The sequence below is a fragment of the Pseudogemmobacter bohemicus genome, assembly GCF_003290025.1.
GTDB classification, from domain to species: Bacteria; Pseudomonadota; Alphaproteobacteria; order Rhodobacterales; family Rhodobacteraceae; genus Pseudogemmobacter; species Pseudogemmobacter bohemicus.
Genome location: NZ_QNHG01000004.1, coordinates 173,829 through 195,198 on the forward strand (window position 1 = coordinate 173,829; position 21,370 = coordinate 195,198).

Here is a 21,370-nt window from a genome sequence, read left to right on the forward strand (position 1 = left end):
CTTGCGGCCCCAGGGGCCGGCAGCCTGTGATGCTGCCGGCACTGGAAAAGAGCGCGCCGCCATTGCCGTCGATGCTCAGCGGATCGGGTTCCGCTATGGTGCCGGATTTACACCCGGCGCCGTTGTCCGGGGTCATCAGACCGACGAGATCGGGTCTGTCGAACCGGCCGGGATGAACAAAGCGCCCATTTGGAACCGATGGTCAGCGCATGGGGCAAAGCCGCACCCGGGCAAAAGGACAAGCAATTGAAATAGTTTATCGCCAGGACCAGAGATCCACCATGACGGTCCCTTTGGCTCCGTTCAAAACCAGCGCATCCATGTTTTCCGGAGGGAAGCGCCGCTGCCCGCCCCCCTGCAACAGCCACCCCGACAGGGCCCGAACGTCCCCCCCCCGACAGGATCCGGATATGGGACGCCGACGCAGGGTGCTGACAGGCGGTGCCCAAAGGTCGGCATCCGGGTTGATATCCGTCACCGATCTTCTGAAGGCTCCGCGATAGATATGGGCCGGTTCAACAGGGATAGGATGCGCCTGGCCTTTGCCTGGTGCGAGGAGTGTTCAGATCCCCGGGGCGGAGGGCATCCGCCCCCGGGGCAAGGCGATCAGGTTCTGGCGGCTCAGAGGAAGAAATCAGCCGCCGAAAGCACCGCCGGGCGGGTGATGATCGCAAAGGCGAGATCGGCCACCCCGTCGCCGTTCACATCGCCGCTGACCAGCCCGGTCGCCGCATCATAGCGCAATTGCCCGGCGACACTGGAAAATGCCGCCGCCCCGATAAAGCTAAAGGCCTGATCGCCGGCGAGGGTTGTGTTGGCGTCGATCTGCGTCAGCTCGATCATATCCTCGCCGCTTACGAAATCCATGATCCGGTCGCGGTCGGCCACCACCGCAAAGGGGCTGTCCGAGACGCCGTTGAACACGAAAACATCCTGCCCCGCGCCGCCGTAAAGGAAATCACCGCCGGCACCGCCGACAAGGCGGTCATTGCCCTCATTGCCCTGGATCGTATCGGCGCCCGCGCCGCCAAAGACGGTATCATCGCCGTAACCGCCAGAGATATTGTCATTGCCCGCGCCGCCATCCACCAGATCCTGACCCTCGCGCCCGGCAATGACGTCGTCGCCCAAGCCGCCGTAAAGACTGTCATCCCCCTCGAAACCGACGATACGGTCATTGCCGTCATCGCCATAGATCACATCGGAATTCATCCCACCGAACAGGGAATCCGCGCCCGCGCCGCCATAGATCGTGCCATTCACCACCGCGTTGAGCATGCCATTATAGGTATCGGCGCCGTCTCCCAGCATCACATCGCCATCGACCCGGCCATTGCGGTTGTCGAACAGGTCGTTGCCGCTGCCCAGATCGACCCGGCCGCGCAAGAGCCCCCGATTCATCAGCGCATCGCCATTGGCGCTGCCCAGAAACGCCCCGTCACCACCGCTGATGCTGCCCCAGTTGAACACCCGGATCGCCGCGCCACTTTCAGGGGCAGTCTCAAGGCTCACCCCGAAATCCTGCAGCGACTCGATCAGCCCGGAATTCATCAGAACGCCGCCTTCAGTACCTGCTCCGAAGCGGACGCCGGCACCGGTTTCTCCGGTCGCGGTTATGACGCCTGTGGCCAGATTCGTCACCGAAGCAAAGCTGCTGTAATCGACGACAAGACCGTTATTGTAGCGGTAGTTGACCGACGCATCATTGGCGCTGGATGCCGCGATCCTGCCGCCATTCACAACCCGCGACGCGTTCGCATCATAGACGAAAACTGGTGAGGCAGCCGATATGTCACCATGATTCGTCACAATAATCCCGGGGGCACGCGCAAGAACGCCGATACCCATCGACGCGTTCAGACTGCCAAAATTCGTAAAACTGGCGTCGCTGCCAGAGAAAAACAACGCCGCATTGACAGCAGCCGTCTGAAAAGAGGTGAAGCTGCCGCCACTCAATATGGTCATATCCGCCCCGATGCGGAACGTCTGCATATTGCCGGAGACGACCTCGCCCGCGATTGTAAGACCGAGAGCTTCACGGTCGATACCCGCGAAAACCGGCCCCGTGGTCGAGGCGACCACAGCGCCGCGCGCGACATAAAGCTGATCACCATTCGCGGCAAAAGTGAACTGGGCACCGGCGCCGATAAGATTGGAGGTCACAATGGTAAGGGTCATCGGAATTGTCCTGTCATAGGGGCTGCCGATTTTCATCAGCCGGGGCAGCAGGCGGCCTGCATTGCCGGAAATCTACTCCGGCGCCGCACTCGTCCAAAGATGAATCTGCGCGGGCCGCAGACCCGGCCCCGCCCTGACCCCACGGCCTTTGCCGCACTGGCATGGCCGCGCATCCTGCGCTATGGGAGCGGGACGATTGCAAAGGGCACATCCATGGCACGCATTCTGATCACCTCGGCCATTCCCTATATCAACGGGATCAAGCACCTGGGAAACCTTGTCGGCTCGCAGCTGCCCGCCGATCTCTTCGCGCGCTACAAGCGCGGGCGCGGCGATGAGGTGATGTTCATCTGCGCAACCGACGAGCATGGCACGCCCGCTGAGCTGGCCGCCGCCAGGGCCGGCCAGCCCGTCGAGGACTATTGCCGCGAGATGCATGTCGTCCAGGCCGATCTGGCCAGGGGATTCCGGCTCAGCTTTGACCATTTCGGCCGCTCTTCCAGCCCGCAAAACCACCGCCTCACCCAGCATTTCGCCGGGGTGCTGGCCGATAACGGGCTGATCCGCGAGGTGAGCGAGCAGCAGTTCTATTCGGTCGATGATGGCCGCTTCCTGCCCGACCGCTATATCGAGGGCACCTGCCCGAATTGCGGCTTCGAGAGCGCGCGGGGGGACCAATGCGACAATTGCACCAAGCAGCTGGACCCGACCGATCTGATCAATCCGCATTCGACGATTTCCGGCTCGACCAATCTTGAGCTGCGCGAGACCAAACATCTCTACCTGCGCCAGTCGGCGCTGAAGGGCGAGATCGGGGCCTGGATCGACAGCAAGAAAGACTGGCCGATCCTGACCACCTCGATTGCGAAGAAATGGCTGCATGACGGCGACGGGCTGCAGGATCGCGGCATCACCCGCGATCTGAAATGGGGCATCCCGGTGCAAAAGGGTGACCAGCCCTGGCCGGGGATGGAGGGCAAGGTCTTCTATGTCTGGTTCGATGCCCCCATCGAATATATCGCCTGCACGGCGGAATGGGCCGATGCCCAGGGCCGCCCGGCAGACGACTGGGAACGCTGGTGGCGCACCGATAAGGGCGCGGCAGATGTCACCTATTACCAGTTCATGGGCAAGGACAACGTCCCCTTCCATACGCTGTCTTTCCCGGCGACGATCCTTGGCTCGGGCGAGCCGTGGAAGCTCGTGGACTACCTGAAATCGTTTAACTATCTGAATTATGACGGCGGCCAGTTCTCGACCTCGCGCGGGCGCGGCGTGTTCATGGACCAGGCTTTGTCGATCCTGCCTGCCGATTACTGGCGCTGGTGGCTGCTGAGCCATGCGCCGGAAAGCTCGGATGCGGAATTCACATGGGAGAATTTCCAGGTCTCGGTGAACAAGGATCTCGCCGATGTGCTGGGAAATTTCGTCTCCCGCATCACCAAATTCGCGAAGTCGAAATTCGGCGATGAGGTGCCTTCGGGGGGGGCTTACGGCCCGCAGGAGACTGCGCTGATCGCCGATCTGACGGCGCGTGTGCGCGAATATGAACGGCTGATGGATGCGATCGAGGTCCGCAAGGCGGCGGCAGAGTTGCGCGCGATCTGGGTCGCGGGCAATGAATATCTGCAATCCGCCGCGCCCTGGACGGTGGTGAAAACCGATCCCGAGGCCGCCCAGGCAATCGTGCGTTTCGGCTTCGGCCTGATCCGGCTCTATGCGGTGCTGTCGCGCCCCTTCATCCCGGATGCGGCGGCGGCGATGATGGCGTCCCTCGACCATGAAGACTGGACCTGGCCCGACGACGTCGCCGACGCGATGGCCGGGGTCGCCGCCGGCAGCCCCTTCAGCGTGCCGGAAAACCTCTTCCGCAAAATCACCGATGAAGAGCGCGCCGACTGGCAACAGCGCTTCGCCGGCATCCGCAGCTGACCCCCGGGGCCGGCCGCACAGGCAAGGCCGGCCCCGGCAGGGGCTGCAACGGGTGGCGAAAATCTCCTCCGATGACGGGCTGAAACAGCGGTCTGCCCGCCCATTCCGGCTTTGTGACGATGATTTTCATTTGCCGGAACTCTCTGGATCCAGCAGTCTTGCAGCGTGCCGCAGACAGATCCTGAGCGAAGCGACACACCCATTTTCAACCGGAGCACGACCGCCGTTCCGGAACCGGAGATAAAAATGAAACGCTTTTTCACCCTGCTGGCCTTTGCCGCGGCCGTAGCCACATCCGGCATTCCGGTAACCGCCGAAACCCCCACCGCGCCCCCCGCGATGAAGCCCGCCGAACAGGCTGAAAAGGGCTCCACCCTGCAAACCGCCAATGCGATAATCAACTATGGTCGCTCCAAAGGCGATGCACTGGCGATGATCGCCGGCGTGCAGATGATGCTCGACGTTTCCGCCGGCACCACGATTGAAACCAGCGGCACGCCGGTCGATCTGGGCAAGGTGCTGGACGAGGCCGTTGCGCTTGCCAAAGACGACGCCCTGGTCGTCGCCAAAGCCGAAAGCCTGCGCGATGCCGCCGAAACCCAGAACCGCGCCATGTGCTACTGGGAATACTGGTGCGACTGGTATGGCTACTGCGAATACTGGTATGTCTGCTACTGATCAGGATCACCACATCCTGTAGAATCCGACCCTGCCTGCGCAATCCGGCAGGGTTTTTCTATCGCTGTGCCCTCCGTCATGGCGCCGACGATCCTGCCTGCAGGACGCCGCAATGCTGCAGATGCGAAAAAATTCCCGCAGGCGCGAAGAATTCAACAGATGGATAGCCGGCCCTTACAGAATTCGGCAGAACACAGGAACATTTTCCCAAAACATCGCAATAAGTGAGAACCACAAAGCCCCTGTTTCATGCCAGACTGCTGCCATAGCTCGTTCCGGTTCCCGAAGCTGCCCGAGGGAGAATGACATGAACGATATTTCGCAGAAGCGGGGGCTCTTGCGCGGCCCCATAGTCGCCACGCTGCTTTTCGTGCTGGTCTATGGGGCGGTGATGCTGCTGGTGATCGCGCCGCGCAGTTTCCTGACCGGCCCGCAGGTGCTGGCTGAGGATTACGGCGTGATTTCGGATATCGCCGATACCGGCGGCACTGCTTCGCCGCAACTGCTCCGGGCCGGCTTCATCGCCGGGTCCTCCGACACTGTCACCTATGGGGTCCGCGACTGAGATCACGGCGCCAGATCTGCCCCTGCCGCCCGGCCCGGAGGATCCCGCGCCGGGCGGCCTTCCTTTTACGGAGGGCCACATGCGGCGGCATCCAGCCGCAGAGGCTCGCGATGCCCTGAAAAGGCAGGGTATTTTCAGCTTGCATAATTCCGAGTATTTTAATAGGAAATAATCGTCCAGCTTTCGCCAGATGTGCCAGGGCCTCAGCCATTCCACCACCCCGGCTGCCCCATCCAGGATGCCTGTGCGCGAATTGCCGTCCCCGTTTTCTGCAATCCCGTCCGTTTTCGCCTGACCTGACCTCATGGGCCAGGTCCGCGCTTTCGCGAAGCGGCCCCCCGACCGGAGCCCCCTGCCCCGATGCCTGACCATCTCGCCTCTGCCGATGCCATGCCACTTGCCACGCTCGGGCTTGACGCCTTCGAGACCGGACTTCTGGCCGTCACCCGCCATTTTATGACCGCTTTCGCCCGCCCGGAAAGCCAGGCCTGGCAGGGCGCCTATTCCATCGCCGCCGAACGCTGGGGCCAGGCGCGCGGGCCGCAGATCGCGCATGGACTGCTGGCGGTGATCCAGGCCCTGCGCCAGGCGCGCGAGGCCGATTTCCACTATGCCAACCCGCTTTGCATATCCTGCCGCGACCAGGTGACGCCGGAAGAGGCCGCCTTTTGCCTCATGCTGCATGCGATGCGGCGCGACCGGGCCGATCTGGCGCGCGGCCCGGTGCTTGAGGTGACCGGCGGCAGGATGGATCCGATGCTGATCCAGGTGGCGCTGTCTTTTGCCGCCCGCTTCCCGGCTGCGGATGCCGAGAAGACCGCAGCCGCCAAAGCCGCCGCCCGCGCCGAGAGCCTCGCCTCGATCCCGGCCAGCGCCGCCTCTCAGCGCCCGTCGCAACAGCCGACCCATCGCCCGGCAGCCCGGCATCTGCGTCTCGTGCACTGATCACAGCTTTGTCGCCACATGCCTCCCTTTGGTGCGCCAAAGCACGACAGGAAGGCCCCGTTCTGCAATTCCCGGCCTTGCCCACAGGGAATTCCCCTCTTAGATCCTGAGGGGTAAAGAAAAGGATCCCGCGATGCTGACATCCTCGGCCCGTTTCGAGACCCCGAATGGCTCGAAATATATGCAACAGCTGTTCAAACATTTCGCCCATAAGATCGAGGTCGAGGTCGATGCCCATCATGGCCGCGCCACGCTGGGCCCGGGCCCGGTCGAGATGGCGGCCGATGCCAGCGGCCTTACGGTGAAGGTCTCGGCCGAGGATGTGCGCGGGATCATCGAGGCGCGCTATATCGTCGACAAACACCTGGTGATCTTTGCCTTCCGCGACGGGTTTTCCGGTTTCGCCTGGACGCTGGACGAGACGGCGACCGCCTGAGCTACAGGCCCAGCCAGCGGTCGGCCTGATCCGGGGCAAGGCTTGCCGGCGCCCCTTCCCAGACCGGTCGTCCGCGCTCAAGGATCACCGCGCGGTCGGCCACCTGACTGATTTCCTTCAGAAGTTTATCGACGATCAGCAGCGACAGACCATCGGCTTTCAGCCGGTTGATCGCCTGCCAGATCTCCTGGCGCACCACCGGCGCCAGCCCCTCGGTCGCCTCATCCAGCACCAGAAGCTGCGGATTGGTCATCAGCGCCCGGCCAATCGCCAGCATCTGCTGCTCGCCCCCGGAAAGCGTGCGGGCGGGCTGTGCGCTGCGCTCTTTCAGGCGCGGGAAAAGCGCATGGACGCGGGCAAGATCCCACGGCCCCCGCCGCGCCGCCACGGTCAGGTTTTCCAGCACGCTGAGCGGCGCGAAACAGCGCCGGCCTTCGGGCACGAGGCCGATCCCCAGCCGCGCCGCCTGATGCGAGGCGAGGCCGGATATATCCTGCCCGGCAAAGCGCACCCCTCCGCCGGTCAGCGGCATCATCCGGCACAGCGCCCGGATCGTGGTCGATTTCCCCATGCCGTTGCGCCCCATCAGCGCCAGCACCTCGCCCTCGCCCAGGGCAAAAGACACGCCGAACAGCGCCTGGACGGGGCCATATCCGGCGGTGACCTGATCAAGCTGCAACAGGCTCATGCATCCCCCCCGAGATAGGAGTGGCGCACCTCCGGATTGGCGCGGATCTCGGCCACCGTGCCGGTTGCGATGATGCGGCCATAAACCAGCACCGAGATGCGGTCGGCGAGGGCAAAGACCGCATCCATATCATGTTCGACCAGCAAAACCGGAGCCTGATGCCGCAGGTCTGACAAAAGCCGCGTCAGGTCTTTCGCGCCCTCGGCCCCCATCCCGGCCATCGGCTCGTCCAGCAGGAAGGCCCTGGGCCTCAGCGCCAGCGCCATGGCGATTTCCAGCCGGCGACGTTCCCCATGCGAGAGGAATGCGACCTGGATCGCCTCACGCCCGGAAAGGCCAGAATGTTCGATATGTGTAAGCGTTTGTGGCAAAAGTCGCGGATCCTTCAGAGGATTGCGCAGGAAATGGAAAGCACCGCCCGAGGCTCCTGCCACCGCCAGCAGCACGTTCTGCAAGACCGTGTAATCGGGCAGCAGCTGCGAGACCTGAAAAGAACGCGCCAGTCCCAGCCTGCTGCGTGCCGCCGGCCCAAGCCCCGTGATCCCGGTTCCGGCGAAAAACACCGCGCCGGAATCGGGACGGACCTCGCCGGTGATCTGGCGGATCAGGGTGGATTTCCCGGCGCCATTGGGTCCGATCAGCGCATGGATCTCCCCCGGCAAAAGAGTCAGGCTGACATCATCGGTCGCGGCCAGCGCGCCGAAGCGTTTCACCAGATTGCGGATCTCCAGCACCGGACCAGCCGCCGGATCAGTCCCCGGATCAGCCATGTCGGGCCCTCCCGCTCAGGATCCCGATCAGCCCGCCCGGCGCCAGCATCACCACCGTCAGCAGCACCAGCCCGAGAAGGATCTGCCAGTAGTCGGTAATGCCGCCCAGCAGATGCTCCATCAACACATAGAGACCCGCGCCCGCGACCGGGCCGCAAAGCCGCCCCACACCGCCGAGGATGACGAAGACCATGATTTCCCCCGACATATGCCAGCTGAGCATGGTCGGGCTGACAAAGCGGTTCAGATCGGCATAAAGCGCCCCCGCAAGCCCGGTGATCATCGCGGAAAGCACGAAAGCGGTCAGCAGGACGGGAAAGGGGCGGATGCCGGCGGCCTCGACCCGGATGCGGTTTTGCCGCGCGGCGCCCAGCACAAGGCCAAAGCGCGACCGCGTGATCAGCGCGATCACGGCGGTGACCACGACCAGAACCCCGGCACAGATCAGGAAAAACCCGAATGGTTTCAGCGTATTGATGCCAGGAAACTGGTTGCGGGTGTAAAAACTCATCCCGTCATCGCCACCATATTGCGGCCAGGAGATCGCGAAATAATAGACCATCTGCGCGAAGGCGAGCGTCACCATGATGAAATAGACGCCGGAGGTGCGCAGGGAAAGCGCCCCGATCGGCACCGCGATCAGCCCGGCCCCCAGCATCGCCAGAGGCCAGATCAGCAGCATCTGGTTCGACCCGCTCCAGCCCGCGACCAGTGGCATCGCATTGGCCGCATGCAGCGCGAGGATGCCGCAGACATAGCCGCCGATCCCGAAAAACGCCGCATGGCCAAAAGAGATCAACCCGCCATAGCCAAGGCAGAGGTTCAGTCCCATCCCCGCCAGCGCGAAGATCGCGGCCTTGGTCGCAAGCGTCACCACAAAGCCCTGCCCGGCCAGATGCGCGATCACACCAGTCAGGATCAGCACCGCCAGCATCGAGAGGTTGATCAGCATCTCGCGGCTCATGCCTTTGCTCCGAACAGACCCTGGGGGCGGATGACCAGCACCAGCGCCATCAGGATATAGATCAGCATCGAGGCAAGCCCCGCCCCCATCGTATTGGCACTGGCCTGGGGCATGAAACCGGCAAGCAGCCCCGGCAAAAACGCTTTGCCGAGCGTGTCGGTCATGCCCACCAGCAATGCGCCGGCCAGCGCGCCTTTGACCGAGCCGATGCCGCCGATCACGATGACGACGAAGGCGAGGATCAGCACCGGCTCTCCCATCCCCACCTGGACCGACTGGATGGTGCCGACCAGCGCGCCGGCAAGCCCCGCAAGCCCGGCGCCAAGCGCGAAGACCAGGGTGTAAAGCTTCGCGATATCAATGCCCAGGGCGGCGGTCATCTCGCGGTCGGCCTCGCCGGCGCGGATGCGGGTGCCAAGGCGGGTGCGGGTGATCAGCAGGTAAAGCGCCAGCGCCACCAGCGTGCCGACAAGGATGATCAACAGGCGAAACAACGGGTATTGCAGCCCGCCCGGCAGGGTGACCGCCCCCGAAGCCCAGGGCGGCAGCGTCAGATAAAGCGGGAAATTCCCGAAAACCCAGCGGCAGCCCTCGGAAAACACCAGGATCAGCGCGAAGGTGGCCAAAACCTGATCGAGATGGTCGCGGGCATAAAGCCGCCGCAGCACGGTGATCTCGACCAGCGCGCCGATGCCTGCAGCCAGCGCAAGGCTTGCGGCAAGTCCCATGAGATAGGACCCGCTCATCCCCGCCACAAAGGCGCAGGCAAAGGCGCCCAGCATGTAAAGCGCGCCATGTGCGAGGTTGATCAGCCCCATCACGCCGAAGACCAGCGTGAGCCCGGCCGCCATCAGGAACAGCATCATCCCATATTGCAGACCGTTGAGGATCTGCTCGGCCAGCAGCATCAAACCCATTATCCTTCAATGCATTACGGGCCGCAGCTTATGCGGCCCGTGTCTTTTGCGCAGCAAGGCGTCACATCTGGCATTCGGCCGCATAGGCGTCGGAACGGTCTTCCAGCGCCTTGTCGATGATGCGGTTGGTCAGGGTGCCATCCTCGCGTTTGATTACCTCGCGCATATAGATGTCCTGGATCGGGTGCTGGTTCGGGCCAAAGCTGAACTTGCCGCGCACGGTGGCGAAATCGGCCTCTTTAAGCGCGGCGCGGAAGGCATCGGCGTCGTTGATATCGGCCTTTGCCATCGCGGAGAGCAACAGATTGGCGGTGTCATAAGCATAAGCCGCGTAAAGCGAGGGCAGACGACCATATTCGGCCTCGAACCCGGCGACAAAGGCCTTGTTCGCCTCATTCTCGAGATCTGGCGACCAGTTGCCGGAATTCTTCGCGCCCAATGCCGCATCGCCCACCGCCGGCAGCACGTCCTGGCTGAACGAGAATCCAGGCCCGATCAGCGGGATTTCCGAGCCGGATTCCGCATATTGCTTGATGAAGGCAATGCCCATGCCACCCGGCTGGAAGAAGAACACCGTATCGGCACCCGAGGCCTTGATCTGCGCAATCTCGCCGGCGAAATCGGTCTGGCCGACCTGGGTGTAAAGCTCGTTGACGACCTCGCCCTCGTAGAACCGCTTGAAGCCGGTAAGGCTGTCGATCCCGGCCGGGTAATTCGGCGCCATGATGAATGCCTTGCCGTAACCGGCCTGATTGGCATAGGCGCCGGCCGCCTCATGCAGATTGTCATTCTGGTACGAGACCGAGAAATATTTCGGATTGCAGCCCGCGCCGGCCAGCGCCGAGGGCGCCGCATTGGTCGAGAGGTAGAACTTCTCCTGCGCCACCGCCGCCGGCACCACCGCCATGGCAAGATTCGACCAGACGATGCCGGTCAAAAGATCAACCTCATCGGACTGGATCATCTTATCGGCGATCTGCACCGCGATATCGGGCTTTTGCTGGTCATCCTCGATGATCAGCTCGACCGCCTTGCCGGCCTCGCCCGCGTTTTTCAGCGCCAGCAGAAAGCCGTCACGGGTATCGACCCCAAGCCCCGCACCGCCGCCGGACAGAGTGGTGATCATGCCGACCTTCACCCCTTCGGCCTGCGCAAGAACAGGGGCGAGGGCAAGAGCGGCAATACCGCTTACCAGCAGCGATTTCAGTTTCATCGGTTTCTCCCCGGTCAGCATTCTGGTCAGCATTTTTATGCCATTCTTGCGGTTTTCCCGCGCGCCGCAAGCGCTAATGCCGGGTTTTCCGGTATTTTCAAGGCCTTCGCCCAGGCTGGCTGTGGCAAAGGCTGCCCCGCTACTCCATGCGGCTCCAGTCCTGTTCCAGCGGCTGCTCGCGGCAAAGCGGCGGGCGTGGAGTGCCCTTCTTCTCATGGTCCCAGCCCTGTTGCCACCCGGCCGCCATCGAGAGGAAAAGCAGCTCGACCACGAGCCAGACATTCTTTGCCCCGCGCTCGCTCCAGTCCTGTTGTATCGGCCCGATCCATCCGGAAGAGATCGCGGCGCCCTCTTTGCAAGCGACATAAGAGCCCGCCTCGCGGATGATCTGATCGAAATGCGCGGTCAGGAAGTCATGGCTGGCACGGATCTCCGCCACGCCCGGCCCCTGATCACAACCCGGTCCTATATAGCGCGAAGAATAAGGCGTCTCCAAAGGGTTCTCGCCGTAAAACCCAACCTCGCCCGAGGCAAACCCCGCGCCAAGCAGGCGGAAATATTCACGATTGGCCTTCGCCTCGTCCCAGCCCCGGCTTTTCATCAGCGCCCGAACCATATCATCGACATAACCGATAAAGCAGCCCGGCCCGCTATAGTCATCCACGCCTTCGGGGCCTGAGATCAGTGCCGCAATGTCGGGGTCGGTGAAGGAAAGCTCTGTCCCGATCTTCGGCATCAGAATCGTGCAATCCTCAGGCGCGATCACCAGCCATGCGCCCTCCCTTGTGGTCGCCGCATTGTCCATGAAAGCATCGAACTCCAAAGCCCGGATCCCCGCCGCCAGGGCCTTGTCACGGGTGGCAGGCCCGACCGCGCAAGCCTCCTGGCCAAGGAAATCCAGAAGCCGCGTTTCCGCCTGCGCAGGCCATGGCAGGATCAGCGAGAATGACAGCAAAGCGGCAAGACGCAAACCTGGATACTCCGCATGAAAAAGGGGGGCGGAATCGCCCCCCTTTCCCACATCATAGCGCAGCCTTCAGCTGCGGGCAGCCCGGATCAGATCGAGGATCTCTTTTGCGGCGTCGGGGATATTGGTGCCCGGACCGAAAATCGCCTTCACGCCCGCGTTTTTCAGATAGTCGTAATCCTGCTGCGGGATCACGCCGCCGCAGATCACCATGATATCGCCGGCGCCCGCCTTGTTCAGCGCCTCGATCAGCAAGGGCGCAAGCGTCTTGTGCCCCGCCGCCTGCGACGAGATGCCGACGATATGGACGTCGTTGTCAATCGCGTCCTGGGCCGCCTCTTCCGGGGTCTGAAACAGCGGGCCGACATCGACGTCGAACCCGATATCGGCAAAGGCGGTGGCGATCACCTTGGCGCCGCGATCATGGCCGTCCTGGCCCATCTTGACGACGAGCATCCGGGGGCGACGGCCCTCTTCCTCGGCGAAAGCCTCGACGTCTTTCTGGATCGCCTCAAAGCCCGCATCGCCCTCATAGGCCGCGCCGTAAACCCCTGCCAATGTCTTCACCTCCGCCCTGTGACGCCCGAATGTGCCTTCCATCGCAAGACTTATCTCGCCAAGGCTGGCCCGCGCCCGCGCGCATTCCACCGCCGCCTCCAGCAGATTGCCGCCCTCGACCGTACGCCGCCCCAGTTCAAGAAGCGCCGCATCACAGGCCACCTGGTCGCGGGTGGCACGGATATGATTCAGCCGCGCGATCTGGCTGTCGCGCACTTTCACATTGTCGATCTCCAGAATGTCGATCGGGTCTTCTTTGGGCTTGCGATATTTGTTGACGCCGACCACCACCTCTTCGCCGCGGTCGATCAGCGCCTGGCGCCGCGCAGCCGTCTCCTCGATCCGGAGCTTCGGCATCCCCGTGGCCACCGCCTTGGTCATGCCGCCCATCGCCTCGACCTCTTCGATCAGCTTCCAGGCCTCTTCGGCCAGCTGCGCGGTCAGGCTTTCGACATAGTAGCTGCCGGCCAGCGGGTCGATCACATGGGTGATGCCGGTCTCTTCCTGCAAGATCAGCTGGGTATTGCGTGCGATCCGGGCCGAGAATTCGGTCGGCAGCGCAATCGCCTCATCCAGCGCATTGGTGTGCAGGCTTTGCGTACCGCCCAGGGCCGCCGACATCGCCTCATAAGCGGTACGGATCACGTTGTTATAGGGATCGGCCTCTTGCAAGCTGACACCCGAGGTCTGGCAATGGGTGCGCAGCATCAGCGAGGACTGCTTCTTCGGCTCGAATTCCTGCATGATGCGGGTCCAGAGCATCCGCGCCGCCCTGAGCTTTGCCACTTCCATGAAGAAGTTCATACCGATGGCGAAGAAGAAGGAAAGCCGCCCCGCGAAATCATCGACATTCATGCCCGCCGCAAGTGCTGCCCGGACATATTCGCGCCCATCCGCGAGCGTATAGGCCAGCTCCTGAACGAGGTTCGCCCCCGCCTCCTGCATGTGATAGCCCGAGATCGAGATCGAGTTGAATTTCGGCATCTCTTTCGAGGTATAATCGATGATATCCGCAATGATCCGCATCGAGGGTTCGGGCGGATAGATATAGGTGTTGCGGACCATGAACTCCTTCAGAATGTCGTTCTGAATGGTGCCGGACAGCAGGCTGCGCGCGTGACCCTGCTCTTCGCCCGCCACGATGAAACTGGCGAGGATCGGGATCACCGCGCCATTCATCGTCATGGAAACAGAGACCTTATCCAGCGGAATGCCGTCGAACAGGATCTTCATATCCTCGACGGAATCGATCGCCACCCCCGCCTTGCCGACATCGCCCACGACACGCGGGTGGTCGCTGTCATAGCCCCGGTGGGTCGCCAGATCGAAGGCGACCGAGACCCCCTGTTGCCCCGCCGCGAGGTTCTTGCGGTAAAAGGCATTGCTCTCCTCGGCGGTCGAAAAACCGGCATATTGCCGGATCGTCCAGGGCCTGCCGGCATACATGGTCGCGCGCGGGCCACGGGTAAACGGGGCCACACCGGGAAGCTCGCCCATTTGCGGCAGCCCTGCGAGATCGCTCGCCGTATAAAGCGGCTTCACCTCGATCCCCTCCAGCGTCTGCCAGTTGAGGCTGGAGGCAGGCTTGCCTTTCAGCTCCTTCGAGGCCAGCGCCTCCCAAGTGCTCAGATCCGGGGTGCTCAGATCGGGGCTTTTCTGATCGCTCATTCTTCCACTCCGTTCGCGAAAGGCACAGCTGCGCCATCTCGCCGCTTGGGGTTTTGCCCGATCCGCCCTATATCCGGAGCATGGATTACAAGCTCGACCGCCGTTCCCTCGTTTTCATGGCCGCGATTGCGGGCCTTGTTCCCGGCATCCTGCCCGATTTGCTACAGGCGCAGGAAACCTCGTCAGATGAGCCTCCGGCGGCAAATCCCGCCTTTGGCCCTGAATTCGTCCCGATGCCCGCCTCAGAAGTGTCCGAGGCAGACGAGTTGTATCTGCGTCGCCCGGTGATCGTCTTTGCCGACAATCCGCATGACCCGAATTTCATCCGGCAGATGGAGATCCTGCCCGACCTTTATCCGCAACTGGCGGCGCGCGACGTGATCCTGATCACCGATACCGACCCGGCAAACCCGTCAGAGATCCGCCAGAAGCTGCGCCCGCGCGGCTTTTCGCTAGTGATGATGGACAAGGACTGGAAATCCCCCATCCGCCGTCCTTCGCCGCGCGCCGCGCGCGAAATCATCAACACAATCGACAAAATGCCGATTGCGCGCACAGAGGCGCTGGAACGGAACCCCGCAGGGCGCTGACCGCAGCCAGTGGCCCCGGTTTCTTTGAAGAAACCGGTCCGGAATTCGTAACGAATTCCGGCACCCTCGCGCAAATCGCGCCCCTGCCGTGCGGGGATCATTCGAATTCCATGATCACGTCATCGACGCGCAGGCTTTCGCCCGGTTTGGCCTTGATCAGCTTTACCACGCCCTTCCTCTCGGCCTTGAGGATGTTCTCCATCTTCATCGCCTCGACGGTCGCCAGCGCCTGACCTTCCTGCACCTCCTGGCCTTCCTCGACCTGGATTTTCACCACCAGACCCGGCATCGGGCATAACAGGAAGCGCGAGGTGTCGGGCGGCAGTTTCTCGGGCATCAACCGCGCCAGTTCAGCCGCGCGGGGCGTGCGGACATGGGTTTTAAGGTCGGCACCACGCGCCCGCAAACGAAAGCCCATCGGGATCTTATCGACCTTCATCACGAGATCAGTGCCATCGACCGCGATCCGCGCCAGCGGCCGGCCCGGCACCCAGTCCGAGCTGACGCGCAGGCTGGAGCCATCGGCGAAGCGCACCGTCGACCCCTCGCGATCCGCCGCGATCTGCACCGCGAAATCCTGGCCGCCAAGGCTTACGACCCAGTCATCGCCCACCCGGCGCTGGTGATTGTCCATGGTGCCCGAGATCCGGGTGCGCCGGATTTCGGCCACGCGGTTCATCGCCGCCGCTGCCGCCGCCATGCGCTTCAGCTCGCCCTCAGGCAAAGTCGCGCCCTGGAAGCCCTCGGGATATTCCTCGGCGATAAACGCTGTGGTGATGTCGCCGGCGACGAATTTCGGGTGATCCATCACCGCCGCCACGAAGGGAAGGTTATGACCGATCCCCTCGACCTCGAACGTATCCAGTGCCAGACGCATCTCGCCAATCGCGCCCTCTCGGGTCGGCGCCCAGGTACAGAGTTTGGCGATCATCGGGTCGTAATACATCGAAATCTCGCCGCCCTCATAGACGCCGGTATCGTTTCTGACGATGCCGCCGCGCGCGGTCTGACCTTCCACCGGCGGGCGGTAGCGGGTCAGGCGACCGATCGAGGGCAGGAAATTGCGATACGGGTCTTCGGCATAGAGACGGCTCTCCATCGCCCAGCCGTTGATCTTCAGATCCGACTGCGCGAAGGGCAGTTTCTCGCCCGCCGCCACCCGGATCATCTGCTCGACCAGGTCGATGCCGGTGATCAGTTCGGTGACGGGGTGTTCCACCTGGAGGCGGGTATTCATTTCGAGGAAGTAGAAATTCCGCGCGCCGTCGACGATGAACTCGACCGTCCCCGCGCTGGTATAGCCCACCGCTTTCGCCAGCGCACAGGCCTGTTCGCCCATCGCCTTGCGGGTCGCCTCGTCAAGGAAGGGCGACGGCGCCTCCTCAATGACTTTCTGGTTCCGGCGCTGGATCGAGCATTCGCGCTCATGCAGGTAAACCGTATTCCCGTGCTTGTCGGCCAGCACCTGGATCTCGATATGACGCGGCTGCGTCACGAATTTCTCGATGAAGATCCGGTCATCGCCGAAGCTGTTCGCAGCCTCGTTTTTCGACGACTCGAACCCTTCGCGCGCCTCGGCGGCATTCCAGGCGATCCGCATCCCCTTGCCGCCACCTCCGGCAGAAGCCTTGATCATCACCGGATACCCGATCTGATCCGAGATCTTCACCGCCTCATCCGCGTCAGCGATCAGGCCCATATAGCCCGGAACAGTGGAAACCCCGGCCTCCTGGGCCAGTTTCTTCGAGGTGATCTTGTCGCCCATCGATTCAATCGCTGGCGAAGGCGGGCCGATGAAGACGACGCCCATCTTCTCAAGCGCGGCGGCGAAATCCATCCGCTCGGAAAGGAAGCCATAGCCCGGATGCACCGCTTCGGCACCGGTCTGGCGGATCGCGTCAAGGATCCTGTCGATCACGATATAGGACTGGTTCGCCGGGGCAGGCCCGATATGCACCGCCTCATCCGCCATCTGCACATGCAGCGCGTTGCGGTCGGCATCGGAAAAGACGGCGACCGTTTTGATGCCCATCAGCCTGGCGGTCTTGATGACACGGCAGGCGATCTCACCCCGGTTCGCAATCAGGATCTTCTTGAACATGGCTCTCCCTCAGCTCCCACCCGGGCCAACGGGTCGGAAAAACAAAAAGGGCCCTCCGGGCATGACACCCGGAAGACCCTGTTTCAGATTGTCGGTAACGCGACCCTGCCCCGCAAAAGCGGGGGTCAGGTCAGTTGCAGTTGTTGACGCCCGGCACCATGCAAGAGCCGCCGCCAACCACGGCGCCGATAAGCGCGCCTTTGGTTTTCGAGCCGCCGGTCGCATCGGCAACCAGAGCGCCGGCCGCCGCGCCGCCGATGGTGCGCACAGCGGCGCTGTCCATGGGCGAAGAGCTGCCATAACCGTTGTTATAGCCGCCGCCATTATTGACGCAGCCAGCCAGCGGCAAAGCGAGAATCGGGAAGAGCAGGACAAGTTTACGCATGGGATACTGCCTCGGCTTGTTATGATTGAGGCCGATTCTAGCGTATTCTTTTGCAATGCAAAAGAGTCGTCGGCAGTTCTCACAATAATGCGACGGTCAAAGCGGCTGAAAGCCGCCAGGGAGGATTTGACGCCCTCCCCGTCCCGGATCACACCGGGCTGCATGTCATGTGAAAAGACTGCCGGCAGGAGGATCATTCCCAATCCTCCCCATCGTCTTCGTCAAATCTGATTTCAGGCGCATCCGGAGCGAATACAGCCGGGAATGCCGCCTCGGCGCGTTTCACGTCGATCCGCAAAAGCGCGTCATAGGAGGCCGGATCGAACGGATCCTCTGCTGCGACCACCTCGCGGCCGAACAGCCAGGACAGGCGGCCGGCATCAAGATTGCCGCGCTCGAACACCTCTTCGCCGAAACAGGCCCAGAGCGCTGCCAGAAAGGCCTCGTCAGCCTTGCGGTCGACGAATTTGCGATCCTTGAACCGCTCGCGGCGGATGATCTTTGACGCACCTTCCTTGAGATTGGCGCGGCGGATGGTGAACTGGAAATCGGTTCCGGTAAGACGCCCCGGAAAGCCCTTATGCTTTAGCATGGCGCGGTTCCTTTCTTTGCGGAACCGGCTTTAGCAGCCAGGGCAGGCGTGACGCCAGCGGCGCCGGACATCTTTGTCCGGAATCCGGACCGGAATGCAGACCTTTTTGCGGCCCGAACCCCGTCAGCAGGGAAAGCCGGGCGACCGATCCGTCAGGGACCGGCCGCCCTGCGAAATCACTTGTACTTGCCGGTATAGGTCGGCTCAACCGAGACGGGCTCGGAAACAACGACGGTCTCTTCGACTTTTTTGGCGCAAGCGGCCAGGGTCGAGAGGGCGAGAAGAGCGACGATAGCAGTGGTCCGCATGACAACCTCCAGTGCGAATCAGGATAATGTGCCGCACCATATGGTGTGCGTCCACAGAAGGGAATCAGAGATTTCACTGAATTTGCATTCACCTGTGCGACAAATGCGGCCACAGGCAGAGCCCGCCCGAAACGGGCAGAAATACGGTCGGCAAAGCCCGCAACCGGGCGCCGGAGAAACGACGCAGCCCGCCCGGCAACCCGGGCAGGCTGCGCAACCGTCTTACTTATATTTGCCGGTATAGACCGGCTCGACCGAAACCGGCTCGTCGATATAGACGACTTCTTCTTCAACTTTCTTTGCGCAGGCGGCAACGGTGCCCACGAAAGCAAGTGCGACAACAATACGGATAGTGCTCGACATCTTCTGCTCCATTCATTCAGGGATCTTGAGGCCGACCCGATGCCGGCCCTGTCCCTTTTCGAGGTAAAGGCCGCTTGGGTTCGGCCTGCGCCGAGAATAGCGGAATCCGCAGATGAAAAACACGCGGAGGTGAGCAAGTTGCTGCCCTGTGACTCCAATACATCAGAAGCTGCTGTTTTGCCCCTGTTTTCAACCAGATGTAGTGGCATCTTCAGAACATCTCCCAGATGCAGGCGGCGTTTTCCAGGCGATATGCCTCGAAAAGCTGCACGGCTTCGGGATCGGCCTCACCAAAGGGAACCGGGCGATCGGCCAGCATGATCACAATCTGCCGCGGCGCGGGCACCATGCCCGCGACCCGCTCCAGCGCGAATGTGTCACAAAGGGTCTGCATATCTTCGCTGCGGTCCTCGCCCGGTTTCAGGCTCTTATCGATAAAGCGGAAACGCGCGGTCGCGCCTTCCACACCGGCTGTATCAGTCCTGACGTCAAGCCATTCGATGCTCTTGCCCGAAGGCAGCGCGATGGCCCCTTCCGCTGCCGGCGCCTCCTCATCATCACAGCGCCCGGCCGCAAGGCTCAGACTCAGAAAGAGGGCAATAAAAAGACGCCGATACAGAGAAGACATAGCCCGACCTCACCTCATGGGGATTCAAAGCGGGATATTGTCGTGCTTCTTCCAGGGGTTCGAGAGTTTCTTGTTCCTGAGGCTGGCAAAAGCGCGCGCCACACGCCGCCGCGTCGAGCGCGGCTGGATCACCTCGTCGACAAAACCCTTCTCAGCCGCGACGAAAGGATTGGCGAAACGGTCCTCGTAATCCTTCGTGCGCTCGGCGATCTTGTCCTTATCGCCCAGCTCGCTGCGATAAAGGATCTCGACCGCGCCCTTCGCGCCCATCACCGCGATTTCCGCCGTAGGCCAGGCATAGTTGAAATCGCCGCGCAGATGTTTCGATGCCATCACGTCATAGGCGCCCCCGTAAGCCTTGCGGGTGATGACGGTGACCTTCGGCACTGTCGCCTCGCCGTAAGCGAACAGGAGTTTCGCGCCATGCTTGATGACGCCACCATATTCCTGGGCCGTGCCCGGCAGGAAGCCCGGCACATCCACCAGCGTCAGGATCGGGATCTCGAACGCATCGCAAAAGCGCACAAACCGCGCCGCCTTGCGCGAGCTGTCGATATCAAGGCAGCCCGCCAGCACCATCGGCTGGTTCGCCACCACGCCGACCGTCTGCCCCTCGATGCGGATAAAACCCGTGATGATATTGCCGGCAAAATCCTTCTGGATCTCATAGAAATCGCCCTCATCGGCGAGTTTCAGGATGAGTTCCTTCATGTCGTAAGGCTGGTTCGGATTGTCCGGGATCAGCGTATCAAGGCTTTGCTCGATCCGGCCCGGCTCGTCGAAGAAGGGCCGCACCGGCGCCTTTTCGCGGTTATTGAGCGGCAGGAAGTCGAACAGGCGACGGATTTCCGCCAGCGCCTCGACATCGTTTTCAAAGGCCCCATCCGCCACCGAGGATTTCTTTGTATGGGTCGAGGCGCCGCCAAGCTCCTCGGCCGTCACCACCTCATTCGTGACCGTTTTCACCACATCGGGGCCGGTGACGAACATGTAGGACGTGTCTTTGACCATGAAGATGAAGTCGGTCATGGCGGGCGAATAGACCGCGCCGCCGGCGCAGGGCCCCATGATCACCGAGATCTGCGGCACCACGCCCGACGCCATGATATTCCTCTGGAACACATCGGCATAACCGGCCAGCGAGGCGACACCCTCCTGGATCCGCGCACCGCCGGAATCGTTGATCCCGATCACCGGAGCGCCATTCTGGATCGCCATATCCATGATTTTGCAGATCTTCTGCGCATGGGTCTCGGAAAGCGAGCCACCAAACACGGTGAAGTCCTGGCTGAACACATAGACCATGCGGCCATTGATCGTACCCCAGCCGGTGACGACGCCATCGCCCGGCGGCCGATCCTGCTCCATCCCGAAATCGGTGCAGCGATGGGCAACAAACATGTCGAATTCCTCAAAGGAACCCTCGTCCAGCAACAGCCCGATCCGCTCGCGCGCCGTGAGCTTGCCTTTGGCATGTTGCGCATCAATACGACGCTGCCCGCCCCCGGCCCGCGCCACCGCGCGACGGTCTTCAAGCTCTTGCAGGATATCTTTCATGGCGCACCTCCCCGGGAATCGGGTGGACAATAATATTGCGCAACGGGAAATGAAAACGAAACTTCGGAAATTTGCAAATTATTGTCACGGCATATTATGCAAAATGAATATCCGCAAATAATCCCATTTCAATACGCTCGTACCGCACTGCTGTTGTTATGACGGTTGTTGTAGCGGGACAGCGAAACTTGCACTGTTTGACATCTAAAGTTGCACCATTCGACTTTTGAAAACCGGGGCGTGAGCGCCCTGCCCGACCCCGGTTAAACGCCCCCTTAAAGCCCGGCTTAAACACCCACCAGAGAACTGTCTCGACTCCCGTCCGTACTTCGCCAGAACTCTGCGGAGAGCATTTTGACCAGGGAGA

At 62.1% G+C, this 21,370-nt stretch carries 21 protein-coding genes; 6 read left to right on the forward strand and 15 right to left on the reverse strand.

The window, feature by feature from the left end; translation table 11 throughout:
- Nucleotides 1-621: 621 nt before the first annotated feature.
- Complete coding sequence (locus DRF71_RS19920) at nt 622-2,178, reverse strand: M10 family metallopeptidase C-terminal domain-containing protein (protein WP_157971201.1); 1,557 nt, start codon at nt 2,176-2,178, stop codon at nt 622-624.
- A gap of 213 nt (nt 2,179-2,391) precedes the next feature.
- On the opposite strand from DRF71_RS19920, the gene metG reads away from it, so the two are divergent.
- The 5 genes from metG to DRF71_RS19945 all read left to right on the forward strand — a co-directional run bounded on the left by metG (nt 2,392) and on the right by DRF71_RS19945 (nt 6,734).
- Nucleotides 2,392-4,110, forward strand: a complete 1,719-nt coding sequence (gene metG, locus DRF71_RS19925) for a methionine--tRNA ligase (protein WP_112312703.1) — start codon at nt 2,392-2,394, stop codon at nt 4,108-4,110.
- Between the two features lie 246 nt (nt 4,111-4,356).
- Nucleotides 4,357-4,788, forward strand: a complete 432-nt coding sequence (locus DRF71_RS19930; protein ID WP_112312310.1) for a hypothetical protein — start codon at nt 4,357-4,359, stop codon at nt 4,786-4,788.
- A gap of 307 nt (nt 4,789-5,095) precedes the next feature.
- A complete protein-coding gene (locus tag DRF71_RS19935) occupies nt 5,096-5,353 on the forward strand; it encodes a hypothetical protein (RefSeq protein WP_112312311.1) in 258 nt (85 codons plus the stop codon).
- 360 nt (nt 5,354-5,713) lie between these two features.
- On the forward strand, nt 5,714-6,298 hold the full coding sequence (locus DRF71_RS19940; RefSeq protein ID WP_198672292.1) for a hypothetical protein: 585 nt from the start codon (nt 5,714-5,716) through the stop codon (nt 6,296-6,298).
- Between the two features lie 133 nt (nt 6,299-6,431).
- Complete coding sequence (locus DRF71_RS19945; RefSeq protein ID WP_408634557.1) at nt 6,432-6,734, forward strand: DUF2218 domain-containing protein; 303 nt, start codon at nt 6,432-6,434, stop codon at nt 6,732-6,734.
- Nucleotide 6,735: 1 nt separating this feature from the next.
- On the opposite strand, the gene DRF71_RS19950 is transcribed toward DRF71_RS19945, so the two are convergent.
- The 7 genes from DRF71_RS19950 to scpA all read right to left on the reverse strand — a co-directional run bounded on the left by DRF71_RS19950 (nt 6,736) and on the right by scpA (nt 14,479).
- Entirely contained in the window at nt 6,736-7,422 is a 687-nt protein-coding gene (locus DRF71_RS19950; protein WP_112312312.1) for an ABC transporter ATP-binding protein, read from the reverse strand.
- A complete protein-coding gene (locus DRF71_RS19955; RefSeq protein ID WP_112312313.1) occupies nt 7,419-8,192 on the reverse strand; it encodes an ABC transporter ATP-binding protein in 774 nt (257 codons plus the stop codon). The genes DRF71_RS19950 and DRF71_RS19955 overlap by 4 nt, the downstream gene beginning before the upstream one ends.
- A complete protein-coding gene (locus DRF71_RS19960) occupies nt 8,185-9,156 on the reverse strand; it encodes a branched-chain amino acid ABC transporter permease (protein ID WP_112312314.1) in 972 nt (323 codons plus the stop codon). The genes DRF71_RS19955 and DRF71_RS19960 overlap by 8 nt, the downstream gene beginning before the upstream one ends.
- Nucleotides 9,153-10,073: a branched-chain amino acid ABC transporter permease gene (locus tag DRF71_RS19965; protein ID WP_112312315.1), complete on the reverse strand. Its 921-nt coding sequence runs from the start codon at nt 10,071-10,073 to the stop codon at nt 9,153-9,155. The genes DRF71_RS19960 and DRF71_RS19965 overlap by 4 nt, the downstream gene beginning before the upstream one ends.
- Before the next feature lie 61 nt (nt 10,074-10,134).
- On the reverse strand, nt 10,135-11,286 hold the full coding sequence (locus tag DRF71_RS19970; protein WP_112312705.1) for an ABC transporter substrate-binding protein: 1,152 nt from the start codon (nt 11,284-11,286) through the stop codon (nt 10,135-10,137).
- 139 nt (nt 11,287-11,425) lie between these two features.
- Nucleotides 11,426-12,256, reverse strand: a complete 831-nt coding sequence (locus DRF71_RS19975) for a hypothetical protein (RefSeq protein WP_112312316.1) — start codon at nt 12,254-12,256, stop codon at nt 11,426-11,428.
- A 66-nt stretch (nt 12,257-12,322) separates the two neighbouring features.
- Complete coding sequence (gene scpA / locus DRF71_RS19980; protein ID WP_112312317.1) at nt 12,323-14,479, reverse strand: methylmalonyl-CoA mutase; 2,157 nt, start codon at nt 14,477-14,479, stop codon at nt 12,323-12,325.
- An 80-nt stretch (nt 14,480-14,559) separates the two neighbouring features.
- Between scpA and DRF71_RS28770 the strand changes: the two genes are divergently transcribed.
- Nucleotides 14,560-15,069 carry a DUF4174 domain-containing protein gene (locus DRF71_RS28770; RefSeq protein WP_232831606.1) on the forward strand — a complete coding sequence of 170 codons (510 nt, stop codon included), beginning with the start codon at nt 14,560-14,562 and terminating at the stop codon, nt 15,067-15,069.
- A gap of 97 nt (nt 15,070-15,166) precedes the next feature.
- Here the strand turns inward: DRF71_RS28770 and DRF71_RS19990 are convergent, their stop codons facing one another.
- The 7 genes from DRF71_RS19990 to DRF71_RS20010 form a co-directional block, all read right to left on the reverse strand.
- Complete coding sequence (locus tag DRF71_RS19990) at nt 15,167-17,170, reverse strand: acetyl-CoA carboxylase biotin carboxylase subunit (protein WP_112312318.1); 2,004 nt, start codon at nt 17,168-17,170, stop codon at nt 15,167-15,169.
- 130 nt (nt 17,171-17,300) lie between these two features.
- Nucleotides 17,301-17,555: a hypothetical protein gene (locus tag DRF71_RS19995; protein WP_112312319.1), complete on the reverse strand. Its 255-nt coding sequence runs from the start codon at nt 17,553-17,555 to the stop codon at nt 17,301-17,303.
- A gap of 193 nt (nt 17,556-17,748) precedes the next feature.
- Nucleotides 17,749-18,147, reverse strand: coding sequence for a hypothetical protein (locus DRF71_RS20000; RefSeq protein WP_112312320.1), 399 nt, complete (start codon nt 18,145-18,147; stop codon nt 17,749-17,751).
- Nucleotides 18,148-18,323: 176 nt separating this feature from the next.
- Nucleotides 18,324-18,455 (reverse strand): hypothetical protein, encoded by a 132-nt coding sequence (locus tag DRF71_RS29095; RefSeq protein ID WP_269814392.1) that lies wholly within the window; start codon nt 18,453-18,455, stop codon nt 18,324-18,326.
- A gap of 222 nt (nt 18,456-18,677) precedes the next feature.
- Nucleotides 18,678-18,818, reverse strand: coding sequence for a hypothetical protein (locus DRF71_RS28180; RefSeq protein ID WP_198672293.1), 141 nt, complete (start codon nt 18,816-18,818; stop codon nt 18,678-18,680).
- Nucleotides 18,819-19,029: 211 nt separating this feature from the next.
- On the reverse strand, nt 19,030-19,446 hold the full coding sequence (locus DRF71_RS20005; RefSeq protein ID WP_232831607.1) for a DUF6497 family protein: 417 nt from the start codon (nt 19,444-19,446) through the stop codon (nt 19,030-19,032).
- Nucleotides 19,447-19,470: 24 nt separating this feature from the next.
- Nucleotides 19,471-21,003, reverse strand: coding sequence for an acyl-CoA carboxylase subunit beta (locus tag DRF71_RS20010; protein ID WP_112312321.1), 1,533 nt, complete (start codon nt 21,001-21,003; stop codon nt 19,471-19,473).
- Between the last annotated feature and the right edge of the window lie 367 nt (nt 21,004-21,370).

Excerpts from the sequence above, each read along its gene's own strand:
- DRF71_RS20000 (WP_112312320.1), bottom strand. The coding sequence starts at position 18,147 with ATGCTAAAGCATAAGGGCTTTCCGGGGCGTCTTACCGGAACCGATTTC.
- metG (WP_112312703.1), top strand. The coding sequence starts at position 2,392 with ATGGCACGCATTCTGATCACCTCGGCCATTCCCTATATCAACGGGATC.
- DRF71_RS20005 (WP_232831607.1), bottom strand. The coding sequence starts at position 19,446 with ATGTCTTCTCTGTATCGGCGTCTTTTTATTGCCCTCTTTCTGAGTCTG.
- scpA (WP_112312317.1), bottom strand. The coding sequence starts at position 14,479 with ATGAGCGATCAGAAAAGCCCCGATCTGAGCACCCCGGATCTGAGCACT.
- DRF71_RS19955 (WP_112312313.1), bottom strand. The coding sequence starts at position 8,192 with ATGGCTGATCCGGGGACTGATCCGGCGGCTGGTCCGGTGCTGGAGATC.
- DRF71_RS19960 (WP_112312314.1), bottom strand. The coding sequence starts at position 9,156 with ATGAGCCGCGAGATGCTGATCAACCTCTCGATGCTGGCGGTGCTGATC.
- DRF71_RS19920 (WP_157971201.1), bottom strand. The coding sequence starts at position 2,178 with ATGACCCTTACCATTGTGACCTCCAATCTTATCGGCGCCGGTGCCCAG.
- DRF71_RS19940 (WP_198672292.1), top strand. The coding sequence starts at position 5,714 with ATGCCTGACCATCTCGCCTCTGCCGATGCCATGCCACTTGCCACGCTC.
- DRF71_RS19950 (WP_112312312.1), bottom strand. The coding sequence starts at position 7,422 with ATGAGCCTGTTGCAGCTTGATCAGGTCACCGCCGGATATGGCCCCGTC.
- DRF71_RS19990 (WP_112312318.1), bottom strand. The coding sequence starts at position 17,170 with ATGTTCAAGAAGATCCTGATTGCGAACCGGGGTGAGATCGCCTGCCGT.
- DRF71_RS19945 (WP_408634557.1), top strand. The coding sequence starts at position 6,432 with ATGCTGACATCCTCGGCCCGTTTCGAGACCCCGAATGGCTCGAAATAT.
- DRF71_RS19995 (WP_112312319.1), bottom strand. The coding sequence starts at position 17,555 with ATGCGTAAACTTGTCCTGCTCTTCCCGATTCTCGCTTTGCCGCTGGCT.
- DRF71_RS19965 (WP_112312315.1), bottom strand. The coding sequence starts at position 10,073 with ATGGGTTTGATGCTGCTGGCCGAGCAGATCCTCAACGGTCTGCAATAT.
- DRF71_RS19970 (WP_112312705.1), bottom strand. The coding sequence starts at position 11,286 with ATGAAACTGAAATCGCTGCTGGTAAGCGGTATTGCCGCTCTTGCCCTC.
- DRF71_RS28770 (WP_232831606.1), top strand. The coding sequence starts at position 14,560 with ATGGATTACAAGCTCGACCGCCGTTCCCTCGTTTTCATGGCCGCGATT.
- DRF71_RS29095 (WP_269814392.1), bottom strand. The coding sequence starts at position 18,455 with ATGCGGACCACTGCTATCGTCGCTCTTCTCGCCCTCTCGACCCTGGCC.
- DRF71_RS20010 (WP_112312321.1), bottom strand. The coding sequence starts at position 21,003 with ATGAAAGATATCCTGCAAGAGCTTGAAGACCGTCGCGCGGTGGCGCGG.
- DRF71_RS28180 (WP_198672293.1), bottom strand. The coding sequence starts at position 18,818 with ATGTCGAGCACTATCCGTATTGTTGTCGCACTTGCTTTCGTGGGCACC.
- DRF71_RS19935 (WP_112312311.1), top strand. The coding sequence starts at position 5,096 with ATGAACGATATTTCGCAGAAGCGGGGGCTCTTGCGCGGCCCCATAGTC.
- DRF71_RS19930 (WP_112312310.1), top strand. The coding sequence starts at position 4,357 with ATGAAACGCTTTTTCACCCTGCTGGCCTTTGCCGCGGCCGTAGCCACA.